Below are 21,025 nucleotides of genomic sequence, written 5' to 3' on the forward strand. Positions count from 1 at the left end.
AGACCGTGGCGCCGGCACGCCCGATGCCGTCGCGTCAATCCGCCGGCACCGTCCCCTCGGGCAGGCGCGCCGACCGGCGCAGCACCAGCCGGCAGGGGATGCGCCACTGCGGCGCGGCGCGGCGCGGCGACGCCGCCGGGTCTTCCAGCGCCGCCACCGCGGCCTGTGCGAGCGCGGCGACGTCCTGCGCCACCGTGGTGAGGCGATAGGCGGCCAGCCCCGCCGAGGGCGTGTCGTCGAAGCCGACCACCGAGAGATCGCGCGGGATGTCGAGCCCGAAGCGCGTGCGTGCCGCGTCGATCACGCCGAGCGCCATCTCGTCATTGGCGCAGAACACGGCATCCGGCCGGTCCGCGCGCGCGAGCAGCCGCTGCGCCGCCTCCAGCCCGCCGGCGTAGGTGAAGCGGCCGACTTCGCGCGCGGCGAGCACGAGCCCTTGCGCCGCCAGCCCCTGCGTGAAGCCGCGCTCGCGCTCGTCGCTGGTCGAGGTCGCCTCGATCCCGGCGAGGAAGGCGGGCCGGCTGTGGCCGGCGGCGGCGAGCAGGTCGGCGACCAGCCGGCCGCCGCCGAGATTGTCGGCACCGACCAGCGCGGCCTGCGGCCCCTTCGCGTCGGCGCGGCGGTCCACCAGCACCACGGGCGTGCGGGCGGCGGCGCAGCGCGCCGCGATCCCCGAGGAGAGCATGGCCGAGGCGACCACCACGCCGTCCACCTGGTAGGAGAGCAGATGCGCGAGCAGGTCGTCGGTCGCCTGCGGGTCGGGCGCGACGGCGACCAGGGGCAAGAGCCCGCGCGCCTGCAGCGCGCCGCCCAGCGCCTCGAGCAGCCGCGCGTAGAACGGATTGGCGATCTCGGTGATCACCACCCCGACGATGCCGGAACGACGCGTGTTCAGGCTGCGCGCAAGCGCGTTCGGCCGGTAGCCCACCGCCTTCGCCGCGGCGAGGATGCGCCGGCGCGTCTCGGGCGCGACCGATGCGCCGGGGGTGAAGGCCCGGCTGACGGCCGCGCGCGAGACGCCGGCCGCGCGTGCGACATCGGCCGAGGTCACCCAGCGGCGCGCGCGGCGCGCCCTGTCCGCCTGATCCTGGTCCAATCGCCTCTCTCCGCGCCTGGCTTGACGGCGCGGGCCGATCGTAAGAGGCTTTGCACACGTGTGCAAAGACGCCCGGCGCCGAGGCGCCGGGCAGGGGGAGGAGCGGATGGGCGCCAGCCGCGGCCGGATCGTCGGGATCGGCTTCCGCAGCCGCGCGGTTGCCGCCCGCAGCGTCGGGACAGCCGGCGCATCGCCCCGCGGCTTCGCCGTCCCCCTCGCCTGCGGGCGCCGCGTCGCGGCGCCGTCCCTGCCGGACCGCGCGACGCGCGCGGCCGGATCGGCCCGCCGGGACCGGGCCCGGACACGACCAGCAGAGGAAGCCAGACCATGACCCCGACCCGTCGTACCGTGCTGGCCGCGGCCGGCGCCGCCGCCACGCTGCCCTGGCTGCCGCGCGCCGCGCGCGCGGCCACGCTGCGCTACGCCCATGTCGGCGCGCCCGGCGACGTGCAGACGCGCTTCGCCGAGGAGTTCGCCGCCCTGGCGAGACAGAAGAGCGGCGGACGCACCGACATCCGGGTGTTCGGCAACAGCCAGCTCGGCGGCGTCTCCGAGATGGTTGACGGCGTGCAGACCGGCGCCATCCAGATGGCGCATCACGACTTCGCCTCGCTCACCAAGTACGTGCCCGAGCTCGGCGTGTTCAATGCGCCCTATGTCTATCGCGACGGCCGCCACGCGCTCGCCGCGACCGATCCCGAGCGCTCGCCGGTCGCGCGCGAGCTGAACGAGAGGCTGGTCGCCGCCGCCGGCATCCGCATCGTCGGCCGGATCTATCGCGGCCCGCGCCACATCACCGCCAAGTTCGCGGTGCGCCGCCCCGAGGATCTCAGCAACAAGCCGTTCCGCGCCGTGCCCGTGGATCTCTGGGTGTCGATGGTGCGCGGCTTCGGCGCCGTGCCGACCCCGGTCGAGGTCTCGGAACTGCCCACCGCGCTGATGACCGGGGTGGTGGTCGGGCAGGAGAACCCGCTCACCATGATCAACGCGAACAAGCTGTTCGAGGTGCAGTCGCACGTCTCGCTCACCGGGCACATGCTCTCCGTCCTCGCCGTGTTCGCCAACGACCGCGCCTGGCAGCGCCTGCCGGCAGACGAGCGCCAGGCGATCTCGGCCGCGCTCGCCGAGAAGGCGACCGAGTCGCTCGCCTGGGCGGAGGCGGCGGATGCCGAGCTCGTGCAGGTCCTGAAGCAGCGCGGCATGACCGTGATCACCGAGGCGGACGGGCTGGACAACGCCGCGTTCCGGCGCGCGGTGCAGGCGCAGATCCGGCGCGACTATCCGGCCTGGACCTCGCTGATCGAGCGCATCGGCCAGGTGCAGGCCGGATCGTAGCCGGCGCCGTGGCCGCGCTCGCCCGCCTCCTGGTCGCCGCAACCGGCGCCGTCGGGGTCGCGCTCCTGCTCGGCCTGGTGGCGATCCTGTCCGCGCAGATCGTGCTGCGCGACCTCTTCCTCGCGCCCATCGTCGGGCTCGAGGAGGTGACGCGGATGCTGATGATCCTGATGGTCTGGATCGCCTATCCGCTGGTGGTGCAGGCGGGCGAGAACATCGTCATGGCGGAGCTGAAGGCGGGCCTGCCCGCCCGGCTCCGCCGCGGCGCCGACCTCGCGATCGGGCTCGCCTGCGCCGCGGCGGCGCTGGTCATGGTCTGGGCGACCTGGCGGGCGCTCGCGGCCAATCCGCGCAACATGACGCCCACACTCGGCATCCCGTTCTGGATCTATCTCGCCTCCGCGGCCTTCGGCTTCGCCGGCGCGGCCCTCCTGCATCTGCGCCGGCTGCGCCAGGGCCAGGACGCCGGCAGCGTCGCGCTCTAGGGGCCGCGGCGCGTGGGCTACGCCGTCATCGCCGGCTTCGCCGCGCTGTTCGTCGCCGGCGTGCCGGTGGTCTATGCGGTGCTGATCCCGAGCATCGCCTATGTGCTGCTCGAGGGCCTGCCGCCGACGCTGCTCGCGAGCCGCGTCGTCTACGCGCTCGACAGCTTCCCGCTGGTCGCGGTGCCGGTGTTCATCTTCGTCGGCAACCTGATGAACCTCGCCGGCATCACCGACCGCATCTTCCGCTTCGCGAGCGTGCTCGCTGCGCGGCTGCATGGCGGGCTGGCGCAGGTGAACATCCTCGCCAGCCTGATCTTCTCGGGGATCTCGGGCGCCGCACTCGCCGATGTCGGCGGCCTCGGCCGGGTCGAGATCAAGGCGATGCGCGAGCGCGGCTTCGATGCGCCGTTCGCGGCCGCGGTCACCGCCTCCTCGGCGCTGATCGGGCCGATCTTCCCGCCCTCCATCCCGCTGATCGTCTACGGCTCGGTCACCTCGGTCTCGATCATCCAGCTCCTGATGGCGGGCATCCTGCCAGCGCTCTTCTGCACGGCGGCACTGATGGCGACGGCGGCGATCGTCGCGCTGCGCGCCGGCTACCCGCGCGCGGAGCGCTGGCCGTCCGTCCGCGAGGTGCTGAAGGCGCTCGGGCCGGCGCTGCCCGCCCTGCTCGCGCCGCTGTTCCTGATCGCGGGGATGCTGACGGGCGTCTTCACCCCGACCGAGGCGGCCGCGGCGGCGGCGGTCTACGTGCTCGCGATCGGCTTCCTCCTCTACCGCGAGATGACGGTGGCGCACGTGCTGCACGCGGCGCTCATGACCGCGCGCAACACCTCGGCGATCCTGGTGATCGTCGCGGCCGCGGCGATGTTCGGCTGGATCCTCGCGATCGAGGAGATCCCGCAGGCCTTCGGCGCCGCGATCGCCGGGCTGTCCGGGAACCGGCTGGTTCTCCTTCTGCTCGTGAACCTGATCTTCTTCGTCGCCGGCATGTTCCTTGACAGCACCACGGCGACGCTGCTGATCGTGCCGATCATCGCCCCGCCGGTGGTCGCCGCCGGCGTGGATCCCGTCCATCTCGGCCTGATCGTGGTGTTCAACCTGATGATCGGGCTGCTGACGCCGCCGATGGGGCTGGCGCTGTTCCTGATCTGCGACATCGCGCAGATCACGATGCGGGCGCTCCTGCGCGCGCTCGTGCCGTTCTACCTGCCGCTCGCGGCGACGCTCGCCGCCATCACGCTGTGGGAGGACATGGTGCTCGCCATCCCCCGCCTGATCCGCTGAAGGAGGACACTCGGAGATGCGCATCGCGCTCGGTTGCGACCACGCCGGATTCCCGATGAAGGCAGAGGTGCTGGAGGTGATCCGCGCGCTCGGCCACGAGGTGGAGGATCTCGGCACGCACACCCCCGATCCGGTCGATTTCCCCGACATCGCCCGCGCGGTGTGCGACCGCGTCGCCTCCGGCCGGGCCGATCGCGGCATGCTGGTCTGCGGCACTGGGGTCGGCGCCTCGATCGCGGCGAACAAGCGGCGCGGCATCCGCGCCGCGGTCTGCCACGACGTGCATTCGGCGCACCAGTCGGTGGAGCACGACGACGTCAACGTGATGTGCATCGGCGCGCAGATCGTCGGGCCGTGGCTGGCGCGCGACCTGGTGCGCGCGTTCCTCGAGGCGCGTTTCGATGCGACCGAGGACCATCGCCGCCGGGTGGCGAAGCTGACGGCGTTCGAGCGCGAGGGGTAGCGGGCCGCGGCGCGCCGCCCGTCGGTCTCGGCGGCGGGGCAAGGGCGTTCCGGCCCTCCGCGTCCGCTGTTGCGGCTCGCCGCGGAGGCGCTGCGGCGGGACGGGACGTCTCTGAGCCGCTCTGCGCCTATCGCGCGCCGCCGGACCAGATGCCGGGCCGCACCGACGACGCGACGACCAGCCCGTAGCCCGCGAGCGCGAGCGAGACGCAGGCGAACAGCCCGGCAAGCCCGAACCGTCCGCCCGCCAGCGCGCCGCCGCCCGCCGCGAGCGCGATCCGGAGCAGCGCGGCGAGGAAGGGGATGCGCATCCGCCCCGCCCCCTGGCTCGCGAAGTAGAGGGTCATGCCCAGGCCGAGCGCGGCGAAGGACGGCCCGACCAGCAGGAGGTAGAGGCGGATCGCCTCGCGCACCGCCGGTTCGGTCGCGAACAGGCCGGCGAAGCGTGAGGGGAAGAGGGCGACCGTCAGCCCGACCGCGCCCGAGATCGCCGCCGAGAGCAGGCCGCCGCGCCAGGCGGTGAGGCGCGCGCCGGGCCAGTCGCCGGCGCCGACGCGCATGCCGACCAGCGCGGTCAGCGCCGCGCCGATGCCGTAGGCGAGCGGGATCATCAGGAACTCGAGGCGGACGCCGACGCCATAGGCGGCGATCGCCGCGGTGCCGTGCCGGCCCACCAGCGCGGTCACCAGCACCGTGGTCAGGTTGGCGATCGTCGCCATGGCGGAGGCGACCAGCCCGACCGAGAGGATCCGCCCGAACAGCCTCGCATCGAGCCGCGCCCGCAGCGAGGGGCGGAAGCCCGCGCCGCCGCGCAGGATCGCCGCCCCCATCAGCGCAGTCGCGAGCGCGAAGGAGACGACGTAGGCGACGCCGGCGCCGGCGATGCCGAGATCCGTGCCCAGCACCAGCGCGGCCGAAAGCGGCGCATCGACCGCCCAGACGCCGAGCATGATCCGTGCCGGCAGGCGCATGTTGCCCGCGCCGCGCAGCGCGGCGGCGAGGGTGTTGGCAAGCCACACCATCACCGAGCCCGCGAACAGCGTGCGCGCGTAGAGGGTCGCATGGGCGAGCGCCTCGCCCCGCCCGCCCATCAGCCGGAACAGCGCCGGCCCCCACAGCCCGATCAGCACCGTGAAGGCGAGGCCGAGCACGATGGCGATGACCGCGGCGTGCAGCACCAGCGCCGAGGCCTCGTCGCGCCGCCCCGCGCCGAGCGCGCGCGCGATCGCCGAGGAGACGCCTCCGCCCATCGCCCCGGTGCTCATCATCTGCATCAGCAGGAGGAGCGGCAGCACGAGCGCGTAGCCCGCGAGCGACGCGGTACCGAGCCGGCCGATCACCCACACCTCGACGGTCTGGCAGGCGGCCTGGGCGAAGGCGACGCCGATGGTCGGCAGGGAGAGCCGCAGGATCGTGCCGAGCGATGCCGGCTGGGGGGCCGGCGAGCCGACGGGCGGACGCATGCGGGGCGGAGAGTGGCGCGGCCGGCGGTGCGCGCCAAGGGCCGGTCTGGCGGGGGCGGTCCGTGGCGGCCGCGGCCGTGCCGGCTGCAACACGGTTGTGACCGGACGCACATCAATCGGTAACGATCCGGTGCGAGACTGGAGAGGTCGGCGTTCGTCCGGTCGGGCCGGCCGCCGACGCCCGGAGGTGACGGTCATGTTCGCGCTGTTCGCAACGCTACCGCCGATGCCGAGCCCTCCCCGTGCGGGCCTGATCGCGCGCATCGCGCGACGCTTCCGCCGGCCGCGCTGAACCGGCCGCGCGACCCGGCCCCGACGGTGCGGCGGGACCGGCGCCAGCGCACGCGGCTTCCGCTCCAGGGGCGCGGGCGGCGGGGTGCCGGGCCTGCAGAACGGTCACGGTCCGGACCACGTTTCGCACAAGTTTAACGCCGCCGTCACGTGCGTGACGCGATCCCGTGCGATGCCATCCGCGGCATTCGATCGGGGGAGCTTCCGATGCGCCGGCGTCACCTTCTGGCCGCGACCGCGGCCACCCTGCCCGCGGCTGCCCTGCCGCTGCCGCTTCGCGCCGAAGCGCGGGCGGTCTGCTACAATTGCCCGCCAGAATGGGCCGACTGGGGTTCCGCGCTGCGGGCGATCCGCGACCGGCTCGGCATCGTCGTGCCGCACGACAACAAGAACTCCGGCCAGGCGCTCGCCGCCCTGATCGCCGAGAAGGCCCGGCCGGTCGCGGATGTCGTCTACATGGGAGGGAACTTCGGGCCGCGCGCGGTGGCGGCCGGCGTGCTTGCGCCCTATCGCCCGGCGCTGATCGCGGAGGTGCCCGAGGGGATGAAGGACCCGGCCGGGCACTGGTTCGCGATCCATTCCGGCACGCTCGGGCTGTTCGTGAACACGGAGGCGCTCGGCCGCGGCGTTCCGGTGCCGGAGGGCTGGAACGACCTGCTCAAGCCCGTCTACCGCGGCAAGGTCGGATACCTGAACCCGGTCTCGGCCGCGGTCGGCCAGGTGGGCCTGTTCGCTGTCAACCTCGCCCTCGGCGGGTCGTACGAGGATTTCGGGCCGGGCGCACGGTTCTTCGCGGCGCTCAAGGCGAACGATCCGATCGTTCCGACCCAGACGGCCTATGCGCGTGTGGTGTCGGGCGAGATCCCGATCCTGTTCGACTACGACTTCAACGCCATGCGGGCGCAGTTCACGGATCGCGCACCGGTGCGCTTCGTCCTGCCGAAGGAAGGCACGATCAGCTTTCCCTACGTCATGGGCCTGGTCGCGAACGCGCCTCATCCCGAGAACGGCAAGAAGGTGCTCGACTTCACCCTCTCCGACGAGGGGCAGCGGATCTGGGCGAACGCGTATCTGCGCCCGGTGCGGCCGACGGTGGCGCTGCCCTCGGCGGTGGCCTCGCGTTTCCTGCCGGCGGGCGAGTATGCGCGGGCGCGGCCCGTCGACATCGAGCGGATGGTTGCGACCCAGGACGCGGCGGTGGCCCGCTATCGTGCCGAACTCGGCGTCTGACGCGGATGGACGACCGCGTGCGGGGCGGAGGGCGGGCGGCGCACATCCGCGCCGCATCGGCGGATAGGTGGGCGTCGGCGCGGATCGCATCGTCGGCCCCGCGCCATGCCAACCGCCGCGGCGACCACAGCCGCCGTCGCGATTGCCTCGTCCGGGGCCCGCACCGCACGGCATGACCGCGAAGTGCCGGAACGGCCGGTGATGTCCGACCGTGTCGCGGTGGCGGCGCTCGTCTCGCCGGCCCTCGCCTTCCTGCTCGCCTTCTTCCTGCTGCCGCTCCTGCTCATGGCGCGCGCGGGGGCGGAGGGCCCGGAAGGGGTGGCGACCTATGTCGCGATCGCGACCGACACGCGCTATCTCGCAAGCCTCGCGCGGACCGTGGGGCTGGCGGCAGCGACCACCGTGGCGACGCTGCTGATCTCGACGGTCGCGGGGGTCTTCCTCGCGCGCAACCGGTTCCCCGGCCGACGGCTGCTCACCGCGCTGCTCACCCTGCCGCTCGCCTTCCCCGGCGTCGTGGTCGGCTTCATGGTGATCCTGCTCGCGGGCCGGCAGGGCGTGATCGGCACGGCGACGGCCGCGCTCTGGGGCGAGCGGATGGTCTTCGCCTACTCCTTCGCCGGGCTGTTCGTCGGCTATCTCTACTTCTCGATCCCGCGCACCGTGCTGACGGTCATGGCGGCCGCCGAGAAGCTCGATCCGGCGCTGGAGGAGGCGGCCCGGTCCTGCGGTGCGGCACGCTGGCAGGTCGTGCGGGACGTGATCCTGCCGGGGCTCAAGGGCGCGCTGCTGGCCGCCGGCGCGATCTGCTTCGCCACCGCCATGGGAGCGTTCGGCACGGCCTTCACGCTGGCCACCGACATCGACGTGCTGCCCATGGTGATCTACGCGGAGTTCACCCTGGGCGCGAACATCGCGGCCGCCGCGGCGCTTTCCTTCCTGCTCGGCGCCATCACCTGGATCATCCTGGCGGTCGCCCGCACCGCCGCGGGCGCGACGGTCGCGGCGGCCGGATGAGGCGCGGCGCCGGATTCTGGGCAGGGCTGGCGCTCGCCGTGCTGGTCGCCCTGTTCCTGATCGGACCGGTCGTGCTCTCGGTGCTCGCCGGGCTGACCCGGAACTACCAGCGCGGCATCCTCGAAAGCGGGGTGACGCTCGCCTGGATCGGGCGTGTCCTGGATCTCTACGCGCACACGATCTGGCTGTCGGTCGGGATCGCGCTCGCCACCCTGGCGGCGACGCTGATCCTCGGCGTGCCGGTGGCCTACGCGCTGGCGCGCCGGCCCGGCCGGGCCGCACGGCTGTTCGAGGAGATGCTCGTGATGCCGGTGGCGATCCCGGGGATCGCCACGGCGCTCGCGCTGATCCTGGCCTGGGGCGCGGTCGGCTCGTTCCGCAGCCACTGGAGCTTCATCCTGGCCGGCCATGTCCTGTTCACGCTGCCCTTCATGGTGCGCGCGACGCTCGCGGTGATGCTCGCCGTGGATCTTGCGACGCTGGAGGAGGGGGCGCGCTCGCTCGGCGCGGGGTTCCTGGTCCGCTTCCGCACCATCGTGCTGCCGAACGCCATGCCGGGCATCCTCGCCGGCGCGCTGATGGTGGTGACGCTCTCGCTCGGCGAGTTCAACATGACGCTGCTCCTGCACACGCCGTTCACGATGACGCTCCCGGTCGGGCTGGCGGACGCCTACGCGTCGATGCGGCTCGAGATCGGCTCGGCCTTCACGCTGGTCTTCCTGGTCCTGCTCGTGCCGCTGCTCGTCGCCCTGCAGTGGGCGGCCGACGCCGCCGCGGGGATGCGCCGGCGATGACCACGCCGGTCACGCTGGAGCGCGCCGGCTTCACCTACCCCGACGGCACCCGCGCCCTCGCGCCCACGGATCTCGCCATCCGGGCCGGGGAGACGCTGGCGCTGCTCGGACCGTCGGGCTGCGGCAAGACCACGGCGCTGCGCATCGTCGCGGGCCTCGCCGAGCCCGATCCCGGCGGGCGCGTGCGCTTCGGCGCCGAGGACGTGACGCGCATCCCGATCGAGCGGCGCAACGTCGGGATGGTGTTCCAGTCCTACGCCCTGTTCCCGAATCTCGATGTCGCCGGCAATGTCGGCTACGGCCTGCGCGTGCGCGGGGTGCCGAAGCCCGAGCGCGACCGCCGGGTCGCGCAGATGCTCGCGATGATGCGGATCGAGGGCCTGGCCGACCGCCGCGTCGACCAGCTCTCCGGCGGGCAGCGGCAGCGGGTGGCGCTCGCGCGCGCGCTCGCCCCCGAGCCGCGCGTGCTGCTGCTCGACGAGCCGCTCGCGGCGCTCGATGCGAAGCTGCGCGAGACGCTGCGCACGGAACTCGCCGCGCTGCTGCGCGGGCTCGGCGTGACGGCCGTGTTCGTCACGCACGACCAGGCGGAGGCGATGGCGCTCGGCGACCGGGTGGCGGTGATGCGGGCGGGGCGGATCGAGCAGATCGACGTGCCGGAGGCGATCTACCACCGCCCGGCCAGCCGCTTCGTGGCGGAGTTCGTGGGCACGCTGAACGTGCTGGCGGGGCGCATCGAGGGCGGCATGCTGCGCCTGCCCGGCGGAACGCTCGCCGCGCCGGACCTGCCGGAGGGCGAGGCGCTGGTCGGCATCCGGCCGGAGCAGTTCGTGCTGGATCCGGAGGGCGGGCTCGCCGGCCGGGTCGCGAGCGCCTTCTTCCTCGGCGACCGGACAAGGCTCGTGGTCGAGGAGGCGGCAGAGGTGCCGCTGACGGTCGAGCTCGCCGGCGCCGGACCACGCGCGGGCGAGCGGATCCGACTGGCCGCAAGACCGGGCGCGCCTTGGCGTCTGCCCGCGGACTGAGCGGCCTTGCCCCTTCCATCGTCCGGCACTTTCGCCCATGTTGCGGCCATCCGCGCCGCCGTCCGGGAGGGATGGCGCGCCTCGAACCTGGGAGGACACGCGATGATCCGCAGGCGTACCCTGCTCGTCTCCACCACGCTCGCCGGCACCGGGCTTGCCGCGCCGGCTCTCCGGGCGCAGCCGAAGAACGCATCCTGGCCGCGCACGCTCACCATGGGCACGGCGGCCCCCGGCGGCACCTACGCGATCTACGGGCCTGCCTGGGGACAGCTCGCCGCCCAGGCCACCGGCGTGAACATCAGCTACCGCACCACCCAGGGTCCGAACCAGAACATCGTGCTGGTCGACCAGAAGCAGGTCGAGCTCGGCATGGTGACGATGGGGGTCGCGCTGCAGGCCTGGAACGGCACCGGCGAGTGGACGCGCGGCACCAGGTTCCGCAACATCCGCGCGCTCTTCCCGATGTACGACACCCCCTTCCACGCGGTGGCGCTGAAGCGTTCGGGCATCACCGACCATGCCCAGCTCAACGGCAAGAGCGTGGGCGTGGGCCCGCGCGGCGGCACGCCCGGCACCTACTATCCGCTGATGCTCAAGGCGATCGGCGTCACGCCGAGCCGGATCGGCTACGGCTCCGCCTCCGACCTGATCGGCCAGGTCTCGGACGGGCTGCTCGACTGCTTCGCCTTCGCCGCCGGCGCGCCGATCCCGGCCTTCAGCGAGATCGAGACCACCAACGAGGTGACGATCTTCGGCTTCACCGACGCGCAGATGGACGCGATCGTGAAGGAGCTGCCCGAACTCTCGAAGGGCGAACTGCCCGCCGGCACCTACCGGTCGCAGACCGCGCCGATCAAGATCCTCGGCGTCTACAACTTCGCGATCGGCCACAAGGACCTGCCGGAGGATCTCGTCTACGAGATCGTCAAGTCGGTGATGACGCAGAACGCCGCCCTGGTGCAGGCGACCGCCGCGGCCAAGGAGACGGTGCCGCAGAACGTGACCAAGAACACCTTCCTGCCGTTCCATCCGGGCGCGGCGAAGTGGTTCCGCGAGAACGGGCACGCGATCCCCGACAACCTGATCATGGCGTGACGCCGCCTCCGGCGCCGGGACGCCCGGCCCGGGCCCGCGCGGCCCGGGCCTTTTGCTGTGCGGACCCGGCCCGGTGAGCCGCGAGGGCTGGGGCTGGCTTGCCGCCTTCTCGGCCGTCTCGATGTGGGCGGGCTGGGCGGTCGCCACCCGCTTCCTGCTCGCGGGCGCGACGATGGACCCGTTCGACATCGTCGCCGTCCGGTTCCTGACCGCCGGAGTGCTGATGCTGCCCCACGTGGCGCGGCACCGCATCCCGCTCGCGCGGCTCTCCGCCCCCGAACTCGCGGTGATCGTCGCCGGGTCGGGCGTCGCCTTCAGCCTCTGCAACACGAGCGGGCTGGTCTTCGCGCCGGCCGCGCATGGCGGCGCGATGACCAGCCCGCTCGGCGCCGTGTTCACCGGACTGCTCGCGCATCTGCTGATCGGCGAGCGGCTCGGCCGGAAGAGCGCGCTCGGGCTCGCGATGATCGGCGCCGGGACGGCGACGATCGTGCTCGCGAGCCTCGGCGGGGCCTGGGGCGAGCGGAGCTGGCTCGGCCATCTCCTGTTCGCCGCCACGGGCCTGCTGTGGGCGAGCTACAACGTCTCGGTGCGCGGGGCGCGGCTCGCCGCCCTCGATGCCGTGGCGATCAGCACGATCGGCTCGGCCCTCGTCTATCTCCCGCCCTACCTGCTGCTCCGCGGCCCGCGCTTCCTCGCCGCCCCGCCGGGGGAGCTCGCGGTGCAGGCGGCGCTGCATGGCGGCATCGGCGCGACGCTGTCGATCATCCTGTTCAATCTCGGGCTGGTGCGGCTCGGCGCGGCGCGCGCGGCCGCGGCCGGCGCGCTCACCCCCACGCTGACCGCCGCGATGGCGGCCGCGCTGCTGGGGGAGGTGCCGTCCGCGGCCGAGGCGGCCGGCATGGCGGTGCTGACCGCCGGGGTGTGGCTCGCGTCGGGCGCACGGCTGTCATCCGCGGATCCGCTTGCGCCGTCCCCGCCCCGCCCGTAACAGTCCCGCTCCGTTCAGGCCGCGAGGAGGATGTGCCATGGGGTATCGGGTGGCCGTGGTCGGCGCCACCGGGGCGGTGGGGCGCGAGCTCCTGAAGACGCTCGCAGAGCGGAACTTTCCCGCGACCGAGGTGATCGCGCTCGCCTCGGGCCGCTCCGCCGGGCAGGAGGTGAGCTACGGCGAGAAGGCCGTCCTCAAGGTGCAGAACCTCGAGACCTTCGACTTCAAGGGTGTCGAGATCGGCCTGTTCAGCCCCGGCGCCGCGGTCTCGGCGATCCACGCGCCGCGCGCCGCCGCCGCCGGCTGCGTGGTGATCGACAACACCAGCCAGTTCCGCATGGAGCCGGACATCCCGCTGGTGGTGCCGGAGGTGAATCCGCACGCGCTCAAGGGCTTCCGCAAGCGCAACATCATCGCCAACCCGAACTGCTCGACCATCCAGATGGTCGTCGCCCTGAAGCCGCTGCACGATCTCGCCACCGTCAAGCGCGTCTCGGTCGCGACCTACCAGTCGGTCTCCGGCGCGGGCAAGGAGGCGATGGACGAGCTCTACGCCCAGACCAAGGGCAGTTTCGTCAACGACGCGGTCACGCCCGAGCAGTTCACCAAGCCGATCGCGTTCAACTGCATCCCGCACATCGACAGGTTCATGGACGACGGCTCGACCAAGGAGGAGTGGAAGATGGTGGTCGAGACGCGGAAGATCCTCGACCCCGACATCGCCGTGATCGCCACCTGCGTGCGCGTGCCGGTGTTCGTCGGCCACGCCGAGGCGGTGCATGTCGAGTTCGCGCGGCCGATCACGGTCGGCGAGGCGCGCGAGGCGCTGCGCAAGGCCCCCGGCGTGGCGGTGATCGACCGGCGCGAGGACGGCGGCTACATCACGCCGGTGGAGGCCGCGGGCGAGGACGAGGTGTTCGTCTCCCGGCTGCGCAAGGACCCGACCGTGCCGCACGGCCTCGCCTTCTGGTGCGTCGCCGACAACCTGCGCAAGGGCGCGGCGCTGAACGCGGTGCAGATCGCCGAGACGCTGATCGCCGAGGGGCATCTCGCCAGGCAGGCGGCGTGACGAGGACGCGGGGGAAGGGCCGCGAGGCCCCTTCCCCGCCCCCATATTCCCTATCCCGTGGCCGTGCCGCCGGCCGCTACTGGCAGGCGAGGCACTCCTCGTAGTTGCGCGTCTCTCGCGCGAGAGGCGCGGGCACCGCACCGCTCGCCGCCTCCACCCGCACCGCCTTCTCGCTCACCGTGTCGGCCCGCTGGATCGAGAGGGAGCGGCAGTAGTAGAGGCTCTTCATGCCCTTCTTCCAGGCCTGGAAGTGGAGCTGGTGCAGGTCCCGCTTGTGCACGTTCGCCGGCAGGAACAGGTTCACCGACTGGCTCTGGCAGACGAAGGGCGTGCGGTCGGCGGCGTGCTCGATCACCCAGCGCTGGTCGAGTTCGTAGGCGGTGCGGAACACCGCCTTCTCGTGCTCGGTGAGGAAGTCGAGATGCTGCACCGAGCCCTTGTTCACCGTGATCGAGGTCCAGGTGTCGTCGTCGTCGCGTCCCTTCTCGGCGAGCAGCGCCGCGAGCGCGCGGTTGCGCACCGTGAACGAGCCCGAGAGCGTCTTCTGCACGAACACGTTCGCCGCGATCGGCTCGATCCCGGGTGACGCGTTGCCGGCGATGATGCTGATCGAGGCGGTGGGCGCGATCGCGATCTTGTTCGAGAAGCGCTCCATGATGCCGTAGTCGGCGGCATCCGGGCAGGGGCCGCGCTCCTCCGCCAGCGCGCGCGAGGCCGCGTCGCACTGCGCCTTGATGTGGCGGAAGATGCGCATGTTCCACACCTTCGCGATCACGCTCTCGAACGGCACCATCTTCTGTTGCAGGAACGAATGGAACCCCATCACGCCGAGCCCCACCGAGCGCTCGCGCATCGCCGAGTAGCGCGCGCGCTCCATCCCCTCGGGCGCGCGGTCGATGAAGTCCTGCAGCACGTTGTCGAGGAAGCGCATCACGTCCTCGATGAACACCGGGTCGTCCTGCCACTGGTCCCAGGTCTCGAGGTTGAGCGAGGAGAGGCAGCATACCGCCGTGCGCTGCCGGCCGTGGTGGTCCACCCCGGTCGGCAGGGTGATCTCGCTGCACAGGTTCGAGGTCTTCACCTCGAGCCCGGCGAGCTTCTGGTGCTCGGGCCGGGCATTGTTCACGTGGTCGGAGAAGATCAGGTAGGGCTCGCCGGTCTCGATCCGCGCGGTGAGGATGCGGATCCAGAGGGCGCGCGCCGGGACGCGGCGGATCACCGTGCCGTCCTTCGGGCTCACCAGGGCCCAGTCGCCGTCGCTCTCCACCGCGCGCATGAAGGCGTCCGGGATCAGGACGCCGTGGTGCAGGTTGAGCGCCTTGCGGTTCGGGTCGCCCCCCGTGGGGCGGCGGATCTCGACGAACTCCTCGATCTCCGGGTGGTGCACCGGCAGATAGACCGCCGCCGAGCCGCGCCGGAGCGAGCCCTGGCTGATCGCCAGCGTCAGGCTGTCCATCACGCGGATGAACGGGATCACGCCCGAGGTCTTGCCGACCGCCCCCACCTTCTCGCCGATCGAGCGCAGATTGCCCCAGTAGCTGCCGATGCCCCCGCCCTTCGCGGCGAGCCAGACGTTCTCGTTCCACAGCCCGACGATGCCCTCGAGGCTGTCGGACGCCTCGTTGAGGAAGCACGAGATCGGCAGGCCGCGCGTGGTGCCGCCGTTCGACAGCACCGGGGTCGCCGGCATGAACCAGAGCTTCGAGATGTAGTCGTAGAGCCGCTGCGCGTGCGCGGCGTCGTCGGCATAGGCGGAGGCCACGCGCGCGAACAGGTCCTGATACGACTCGCCCGGCATCAGGTAGCGGTCGTCGAGCGTGGCCCGGCCGAAATCGGTCAGCAGCGAATCGCGCGACCGGTCCACCCGCACGGCATGGCGGCCCGGAAGCTGCACGGTATCGAGCTGGACGACGTCGAGCACGAGCGGTCCCTCCACGGCAAAGACGCGCCGGATTGACGCACAGCCTGCGGGCGAGGATCAAGATGTTGGGGTCAGGACGCTGCTGACATACGACATGCAGCAGGGTTTCGTGACTTGTCCACAACACCGCCGGCACGCGCCGGTATTCTGTTCTTGCTATGTTCCTGGCTGCGGCCGGTCCGGTCAAGGCCATCCCGCAGCCGCCCCGGCATACTCCCCGGCTTCCCCGCGATCCACAGGCCGGGGCCTGTGGATTGCCTGCACAAGTCGGCGCGGCCGAGCCGATGCCGGCCGCGCCTCACCCGGAGAGGCCGAGCCTCCGCCCGAGCTCGCGGTAGAGCGCCACCTGCGCGCCGATGAACGCCTTCGCCGCCCCGCCGTCGCGGATCTGCGGCACCGAGCCCACGCGCCGCGTCGCCGTGATCCAGCCCTCGTCCTTGGCAAGCGCGGCGAGCACCGCCTCCCAGCGCCGCACCACCGGATCGGGCAGGCCCGGCGGGCCGGCGAGCGCGTTCCAGCCGACGATCGCCTCGAGCGCTGGGAAGCCCGCCTCGCGCGCGGTCGGCACGTCGGGGATCGCTGCGAAGCGCTCGGGCGTGGTGACCACGAGCGCGCGCGCCTGCCCGCCCTGGAGCGCGCCCGCGATCTCGCTCAGGTTCTGGCCGACGATCTGCACCTGCCCGCCGACCAGCGCGGTCGCCACCTCGCCGCCGCCGCGGAACGGGATCTCCACCGTCGCGTCCGGCGCCAGCCCCGCCTGCAGCAGCAGGTAGCGGATGCCGAGATTGAGGATCGTGCTCGGCCCGGAGGAGCCGTGGTTCAGCGCGCCGGGACGGCGGCGGATCTCCTCGATCAGCTCGCCGAGCGTGCGCCACGGCGCATCCGCGCGCACCACCACCACGTAGGGGTTGATGTCGACCAGGCCGAGGAAGGTGAACTCGTCCCAGGCATACGGCGCGGCACGGTCGATCGCAGGCACGATCGCGGAGGAGGCGATGCGCGCCATCAGCAGCGTGTGGCCGTCGGGGGCGGCGCGGCGCACATGCAGCGTGCCGACCATGCCCGAGGCGCCGGTGCGGTTCTCGACCACGATCGGCTGGCCGAGATGCTTATCAGCGTGGCCGGCGAGCGTGCGCGCGGCGACGTCCGAGGCGCCGCCCGGCGCGAACGGGGCGACCAGTACCACCGGCCGGTCGGGATAGCGTGCCTGGGCGCGCGCGGCGAGGGGCATGGCGAGGCTGGCGCCCAGCAGGGCGCGGCGCGGCAGGCGCATCGGACGTCTCCTCCCGGTTCTCGTGCCGGACCGATGTCCGCACGCCGCCCGGTGTGCGTCAACGCCCCGGCCGCGTCAGCGCCAGCCGCCGGGGGGCCTCGTCCGTCCGCGCCGCGGCGAAACGGGCGAGCACGTCCTCCGGCCAGGAGACGACGCGCCTCGTCGCCAGATCGACGCAGAGATAGAGCACCTCGTTCTCGGCCGCGAGCCAGCCCTCCTCGGCATGGTGCAGGCGGTGGCGGATCAGCAGCCGCTTGGCATCGAAGGCGAGCACCGCGCTCGCGGCCGCGAGCGGCGCGTCGCGCACCACCTCGCGCAGATAGGCCTGCCAGGACTCGGCGGCGAAGGTGCCGAGGCCGCGCGCGCGGAACGGCGCACCGAGGTTCAGCGCCGGCCAGAGCCGGTCGGTCGCGAGGTCGAAGGCGACCAGGTAGTAGGCGAGGTTCATGTGGCCGTAGTGGTCCACCCACTCCGGGCGCACCCGGCAGAGCACCTCCGTCGTGCGCGTCGCCATCGCCCCTCGCTCCCTTCGCCTGCACGCCCCGATACTGGAGGCGTGCGGCGGCGCAGGCTACCACTGGCGGCATGATCCGCATCCGCCGCATCGCCGACGACGCCGCGCGCATCGACCGGGACGCGATCGAGGCGGCGGTGCGGCTCCTGCGCGCGGCCTTCCCCGCCGCGCGCGCGGGCGAGTTCGAGACCCTGCCCAGGCTGCTGCGCCGCGGCGGGCCCGACCGGGTGCGTCCCTTCCTGCTGGTGGCCGAGAACGGGTTCGGCCGCGTGCGCGGCGCGGCGATCCTCTGGCACATGCCGGATGTCGGCGTGCTCTGGCTCGACTACATCGCCGGGGCGGAGGGCGCGCGCGGCGGCGGCATCGGCGGCGCGCTCTACCAGCGCGCGCGCGAACTCGCCGTCGGGCTCGGCGCGCAGGTGCTGCTGTTCGAGTGCCTGCCCGACGATCCGGCGGTCGTGCCCGACCCGGCGCTGCGCGCGGCGAACGCCCGGCGGCTGCGCTTCTACGCCCGGTTCGGTGCGCGCCCGCTGGTCGGCACCGACTACGAACGGCCGATCCCGGGCGAGACCGGGCCGATGCCGCCGCTCCTCGTCGTCGACCTGCTCGACCGGCGCGAGGCCTGGCCGGCGGCGGAGGCGCGCGCCGCGATCCGCGCCGTGCTGACGCGCAAGTACGGGCGGATGGTCTCGCCCGGCTATGTCGAGCGCGTGGTCGGCAGCGTGCGCGACGACCCGGTGCGGCTCCGTCCCGCGCCGCGCCCGGCGCGCGCCCTCCCTGCCCCGCGCCTCGCCGCTGGCCCGGCGATGACGCTGGTGGTGAACGACCTGCACGAGATCCACCACGTGCGCGAGCGCGGCTACGTCGAGGCGCCGGTGCGCGTGCGCGAGATCCTCGAACATCTGCCGCGCGCGGTGCCGCTGCGCAACCTGCCCGCCCGGCCCTTCCCCGACGGCGCGATCACCGCCGTGCACGACCGCGGCCTTGTCGCCTATCTGCGCGCCGCCTGCGCCGAGGTGGGCGAGGGCCGCGCGGTCTATCCCTACGTGTTCCCGATCCGCAACGCGACGCGCCCGCCCAAGGATCTGGCTCTCCGCGCGGGGTATTTCTGCATCGATACCTTCACGCCGATCACCGGCAATGCCTGGAAGGCGGCGCGCCGCGCGGTCGACTGCGCGCTCACCGCCGCCGAGGCGGTGCTGGGCGGCGAGCGGCTCGCCTATGCGCTGGTGCGCCCGCCCGGGCATCATGCCGAACGGCGCGCCTTCGGCGGGTTCTGCTACTTCAACAACGCCGCGGTCGCGGCGGAACTGATGAGCCGGTTCGGGCGTTGCGTGGTGCTGGACATCGACTACCACCACGGCAACGGCACGCAGGACATCTTCTATGCGCGGGCGGATGTGCTGACGATCTCGATCCACGGCGATCCGGCGATCGCCTATCCCTACTTCTCCGGCTTCCGCGACGAGCGCGGCGAGGGGGCGGGGGCGGGCTTCAACCTGAACCTGCCGCTGCCCGAGGCGGCGAGCCCCGCGCAGTTCGCCGAGGCGCTCGAGACCGCCTGCCGGCGCATCGCGCGCCACGACCCGCGCTTCCTGGTGATCGCCGCCGGGTTCGACACCGCCGCCGGCGACCCGACCGGGTCGTGGCGCCACCGTCCGGACGATTTCCGCCGCATCGGCGCGCGCCTCGCGGGGCTGAACCTGCCGACGCTGGTGGTGCAGGAGGGCGGCTACCGCACGCGCACGCTGGGCACGAACGCCGCCGCCTTCTTCGCCGGGCTCTGGACCGGGCGGGCATGACCGCGCCGCAGGTCACGATCCTCGGCCTGCTCGCGGCCGTGATCGCGGCCATGGCCTCGGGCCGGGTGCGGCCCGACCTCGCCGCGCTCGCCGCGCTGCTCGCCGCGGTCGCGCTCGGCCTCGTGCCCGCCAGCGAGGCCTTCGCGGGCTTCGGCGCCCCGGCCGTGGTGACGGTGGCGGCGGCGCTCGTGCTCTCGCGCGGGGTGGAGGAGACCGGGCTCGTGCAGGCGCTCGCCGACCGGCTGCTGCCCTCCGGCGCCGGTCCGACGCGCGCGATCCTGGTGCTCGGCACGATCGGCGCCGCCACCTCGGCCTTCATCAACAACGTCGCCGCCCTCAGCCTGCTGATTCCGGCCGCGCTGCGGGTCTGCCGGCGCGACGCGATCCCGCCCGGGGCGCTGCTGATGCCGCTCTCCTTCGCCACCATGCTGGGCGGCATGACCACGCTGATCGGCACGCCGCCGAACGTGATCGTCTCGCAGGGGCGGATGGGCGCGCTCGGCGCGCCCTTCGGCTTCTTCGACTTCGCCGCGGCCGGCGTGCCGGTGGCGGTCGCGGGGCTCGCCTATCTCGTGCTGGCCGGCTGGCGGCTCGCGCCGAAGCGCCAGGGCTCGACCGAGGATGCGCGCGACATCGCGCCCTATGTGGTGGAGGTCGCGGTGGATCAGGGCGGCAAGGCGGACGGCATGACGGTCGCCGCACTCGACGAGGCGCTCGCCGAGCACGACGGCCAGGTGCTGGCGCTGATCGGCGCGGGCGACCGCACGCGGGTGCCGCACGGCGCGACGGTGCTCGGCGCGGGCGACCGGCTGCTGCTGGAGGCGGAGGCGGAGGCGTTGGGGCCGGGGCTCGGCGCGCTCGGGCTGACGCTGGCCGAGAAGGCGGCGCAGGGCGCAGGGCTGACGGTCGCCGAGGCGGTGGTGCCGAAGGACAGCCGACTGGTCGGCCGCACCGCCGCGGAGCTGCGGCTGCGCGATGCCTGGGGCGTGAACCTGGTCGGCGTCTCGCGCCACGGTGCGACGCGGCGGCAGAGCCTGGCGCGCATCCGCATCGCCGAGGGCGACGTGCTCCTGCTGCAGGGGCGCGAGGAGGCGGTCGCGGCGCTGGTCGGCAGCCTGGGCCTGCTGCCGCTCACCCCGCGCAGCCTGCCGATCGGCTCGGACCGGGCGCTGCGCGCGATCGTTCCGTTCGCCGCGGGAATCGCGGTCGCGGTCGCGGGTCTGGCGCCGGCCCCGGTCGCGCTGGCCGCCGCGGCGGCGCTCTCGGTGGCGCTCGGCGCGGTCACCGCGCGCACCGCCTATGCCGCGATCGACTGGCCGGTGCTGGTGGTGCTGGGCGCGATGCTGCCGGTCGCCGACGCGATGGAGACGACCGGCACGGCCTCGGCCGTGATCGAGACGGTGTTCGCCACGGCCGGCACGCCGGCGCCGCCGATCGCGCTCGGCGTGCTGATGCTGGTCGGCATGACGCTGTCGGACGTGATGAACAACGCCGCCACCGCCGCGGTGATGGCGCCGGTGGCGGTAGGCGTGGCGCAGGCGCTCGGGGCGCCGCCCGATCCGTTCCTGCTCGCGGTCGCGATCGGCGCCTCCTCGGCCTTCCTGACACCGATCGGGCATCAGAACAATCTGCTCGTGATGGGGCCGGGCGGCTACCGTTTCGGCGACTACTGGCGGGTCGGCCTGCCGCTCGAGGCGGTGGCGATCGCGGTCGCGACGCCGGTGCTGACGCTGATGGCTCGGACCTGACCGTCAGCGCGTGCCGGTCGTGGAGGTGCTCGCCCCGGAGACGAGCGCCGCCGCGGCGGCGCCGACGGCGAGCAGGCCGATCGGCGCGCCGAGCGCGAGACCGCCCGCGGCGAGCCCCGCTGCGGCC

18 protein-coding genes are annotated in these 21,025 nt (G+C 73.3%); 13 read left to right on the top strand and 5 right to left on the bottom strand.

The genetic code is table 11. The features are described from left to right. Window positions 1-34: 34 nt before the first annotated feature. Entirely contained in the window at window positions 35-1,096 is a 1,062-nt protein-coding gene (locus FK498_RS01645; RefSeq protein WP_202614703.1) for a LacI family DNA-binding transcriptional regulator, read from the bottom strand. A gap of 327 nt (window positions 1,097-1,423) precedes the next feature. Between FK498_RS01645 and FK498_RS01650 the strand changes: the two genes are divergently transcribed. Genes FK498_RS01650 through rpiB form a run of 4 tightly spaced genes read left to right on the top strand, consistent with a single transcriptional unit; the run spans window position 1,424 to window position 4,666 of the window. After that, window positions 1,424-2,431 carry a TRAP transporter substrate-binding protein gene (locus FK498_RS01650; protein WP_141851072.1) on the top strand — a complete coding sequence of 336 codons (1,008 nt, stop codon included), beginning with the start codon at window positions 1,424-1,426 and terminating at the stop codon, window positions 2,429-2,431. Window positions 2,432-2,439: 8 nt separating this feature from the next. Then, window positions 2,440-2,916 (top strand): TRAP transporter small permease, encoded by a 477-nt coding sequence (locus tag FK498_RS01655; RefSeq protein ID WP_161988268.1) that lies wholly within the window; start codon window positions 2,440-2,442, stop codon window positions 2,914-2,916. Window positions 2,917-2,928: 12 nt separating this feature from the next. Further along, entirely contained in the window at window positions 2,929-4,203 is a 1,275-nt protein-coding gene (locus tag FK498_RS01660) for a TRAP transporter large permease (RefSeq protein ID WP_141851074.1), read from the top strand. Between the two features lie 16 nt (window positions 4,204-4,219). Continuing rightward, the gene (gene rpiB / locus FK498_RS01665) at window positions 4,220-4,666 is read left to right on the top strand and encodes a ribose 5-phosphate isomerase B (protein WP_141851075.1); all 447 of its coding nucleotides are present in this window, start codon (window positions 4,220-4,222) and stop codon (window positions 4,664-4,666) included. Window positions 4,667-4,793: 127 nt separating this feature from the next. Here the strand turns inward: rpiB and FK498_RS01670 are convergent, their stop codons facing one another. Beyond that, window positions 4,794-6,128: an MATE family efflux transporter gene (locus FK498_RS01670; RefSeq protein WP_141851076.1), complete on the bottom strand. Its 1,335-nt coding sequence runs from the start codon at window positions 6,126-6,128 to the stop codon at window positions 4,794-4,796. Between the two features lie 498 nt (window positions 6,129-6,626). Here FK498_RS01670 and FK498_RS01675 point away from each other — a divergent pair, with 498 nt between their 5' ends. The 7 genes from FK498_RS01675 to FK498_RS01705 all read left to right on the top strand — a co-directional run bounded on the left by FK498_RS01675 (window position 6,627) and on the right by FK498_RS01705 (window position 13,640). Next, window positions 6,627-7,649: an extracellular solute-binding protein gene (locus FK498_RS01675; RefSeq protein ID WP_141851077.1), complete on the top strand. Its 1,023-nt coding sequence runs from the start codon at window positions 6,627-6,629 to the stop codon at window positions 7,647-7,649. Window positions 7,650-7,850: 201 nt separating this feature from the next. Then, the gene (locus tag FK498_RS01680) at window positions 7,851-8,666 is read left to right on the top strand and encodes an ABC transporter permease (protein ID WP_141851078.1); all 816 of its coding nucleotides are present in this window, start codon (window positions 7,851-7,853) and stop codon (window positions 8,664-8,666) included. After that, on the top strand, window positions 8,663-9,460 hold the full coding sequence (locus tag FK498_RS01685) for an ABC transporter permease (RefSeq protein ID WP_141851079.1): 798 nt from the start codon (window positions 8,663-8,665) through the stop codon (window positions 9,458-9,460). The genes FK498_RS01680 and FK498_RS01685 overlap by 4 nt, the downstream gene beginning before the upstream one ends. Beyond that, entirely contained in the window at window positions 9,457-10,485 is a 1,029-nt protein-coding gene (locus FK498_RS01690; RefSeq protein WP_141851080.1) for an ABC transporter ATP-binding protein, read from the top strand. The genes FK498_RS01685 and FK498_RS01690 overlap by 4 nt, the downstream gene beginning before the upstream one ends. Before the next feature lie 102 nt (window positions 10,486-10,587). Next, window positions 10,588-11,580: a TAXI family TRAP transporter solute-binding subunit gene (locus FK498_RS01695; protein WP_141851081.1), complete on the top strand. Its 993-nt coding sequence runs from the start codon at window positions 10,588-10,590 to the stop codon at window positions 11,578-11,580. 73 nt (window positions 11,581-11,653) lie between these two features. Then, window positions 11,654-12,571 carry a DMT family transporter gene (locus tag FK498_RS01700; protein WP_141851082.1) on the top strand — a complete coding sequence of 306 codons (918 nt, stop codon included), beginning with the start codon at window positions 11,654-11,656 and terminating at the stop codon, window positions 12,569-12,571. A 37-nt stretch (window positions 12,572-12,608) separates the two neighbouring features. Further along, entirely contained in the window at window positions 12,609-13,640 is a 1,032-nt protein-coding gene (locus FK498_RS01705; RefSeq protein ID WP_141851083.1) for an aspartate-semialdehyde dehydrogenase, read from the top strand. Window positions 13,641-13,716: 76 nt separating this feature from the next. Here the strand turns inward: FK498_RS01705 and FK498_RS01710 are convergent, their stop codons facing one another. From FK498_RS01710 to FK498_RS01720, 3 genes are all read right to left on the bottom strand, one after another. Beyond that, window positions 13,717-15,561, bottom strand: a complete 1,845-nt coding sequence (locus tag FK498_RS01710) for a ribonucleoside-diphosphate reductase subunit alpha (RefSeq protein ID WP_141851084.1) — start codon at window positions 15,559-15,561, stop codon at window positions 13,717-13,719. Between the two features lie 298 nt (window positions 15,562-15,859). Beyond that, a complete protein-coding gene (locus FK498_RS01715) occupies window positions 15,860-16,834 on the bottom strand; it encodes a tripartite tricarboxylate transporter substrate binding protein (protein ID WP_141851085.1) in 975 nt (324 codons plus the stop codon). A 58-nt stretch (window positions 16,835-16,892) separates the two neighbouring features. Further along, entirely contained in the window at window positions 16,893-17,348 is a 456-nt protein-coding gene (locus tag FK498_RS01720; protein ID WP_141851086.1) for a thioesterase family protein, read from the bottom strand. 71 nt (window positions 17,349-17,419) lie between these two features. Here FK498_RS01720 and FK498_RS01725 point away from each other — a divergent pair, with 71 nt between their 5' ends. Further along, window positions 17,420-19,150 (top strand): histone deacetylase family protein, encoded by a 1,731-nt coding sequence (locus tag FK498_RS01725; protein ID WP_141851087.1) that lies wholly within the window; start codon window positions 17,420-17,422, stop codon window positions 19,148-19,150. Beyond that, on the top strand, window positions 19,147-20,898 hold the full coding sequence (locus FK498_RS01730; RefSeq protein WP_141851088.1) for an SLC13 family permease: 1,752 nt from the start codon (window positions 19,147-19,149) through the stop codon (window positions 20,896-20,898). Before FK498_RS01725 ends, FK498_RS01730 begins: the two co-directional genes overlap by 4 nt. The last annotated feature ends 127 nt before the right edge of the window (window positions 20,899-21,025 follow it).

Origin of the sequence: Elioraea sp. Yellowstone, from assembly GCF_006704265.1 — a bacterium.
GTDB lineage: Bacteria > Pseudomonadota > Alphaproteobacteria > Acetobacterales > Acetobacteraceae > Elioraea.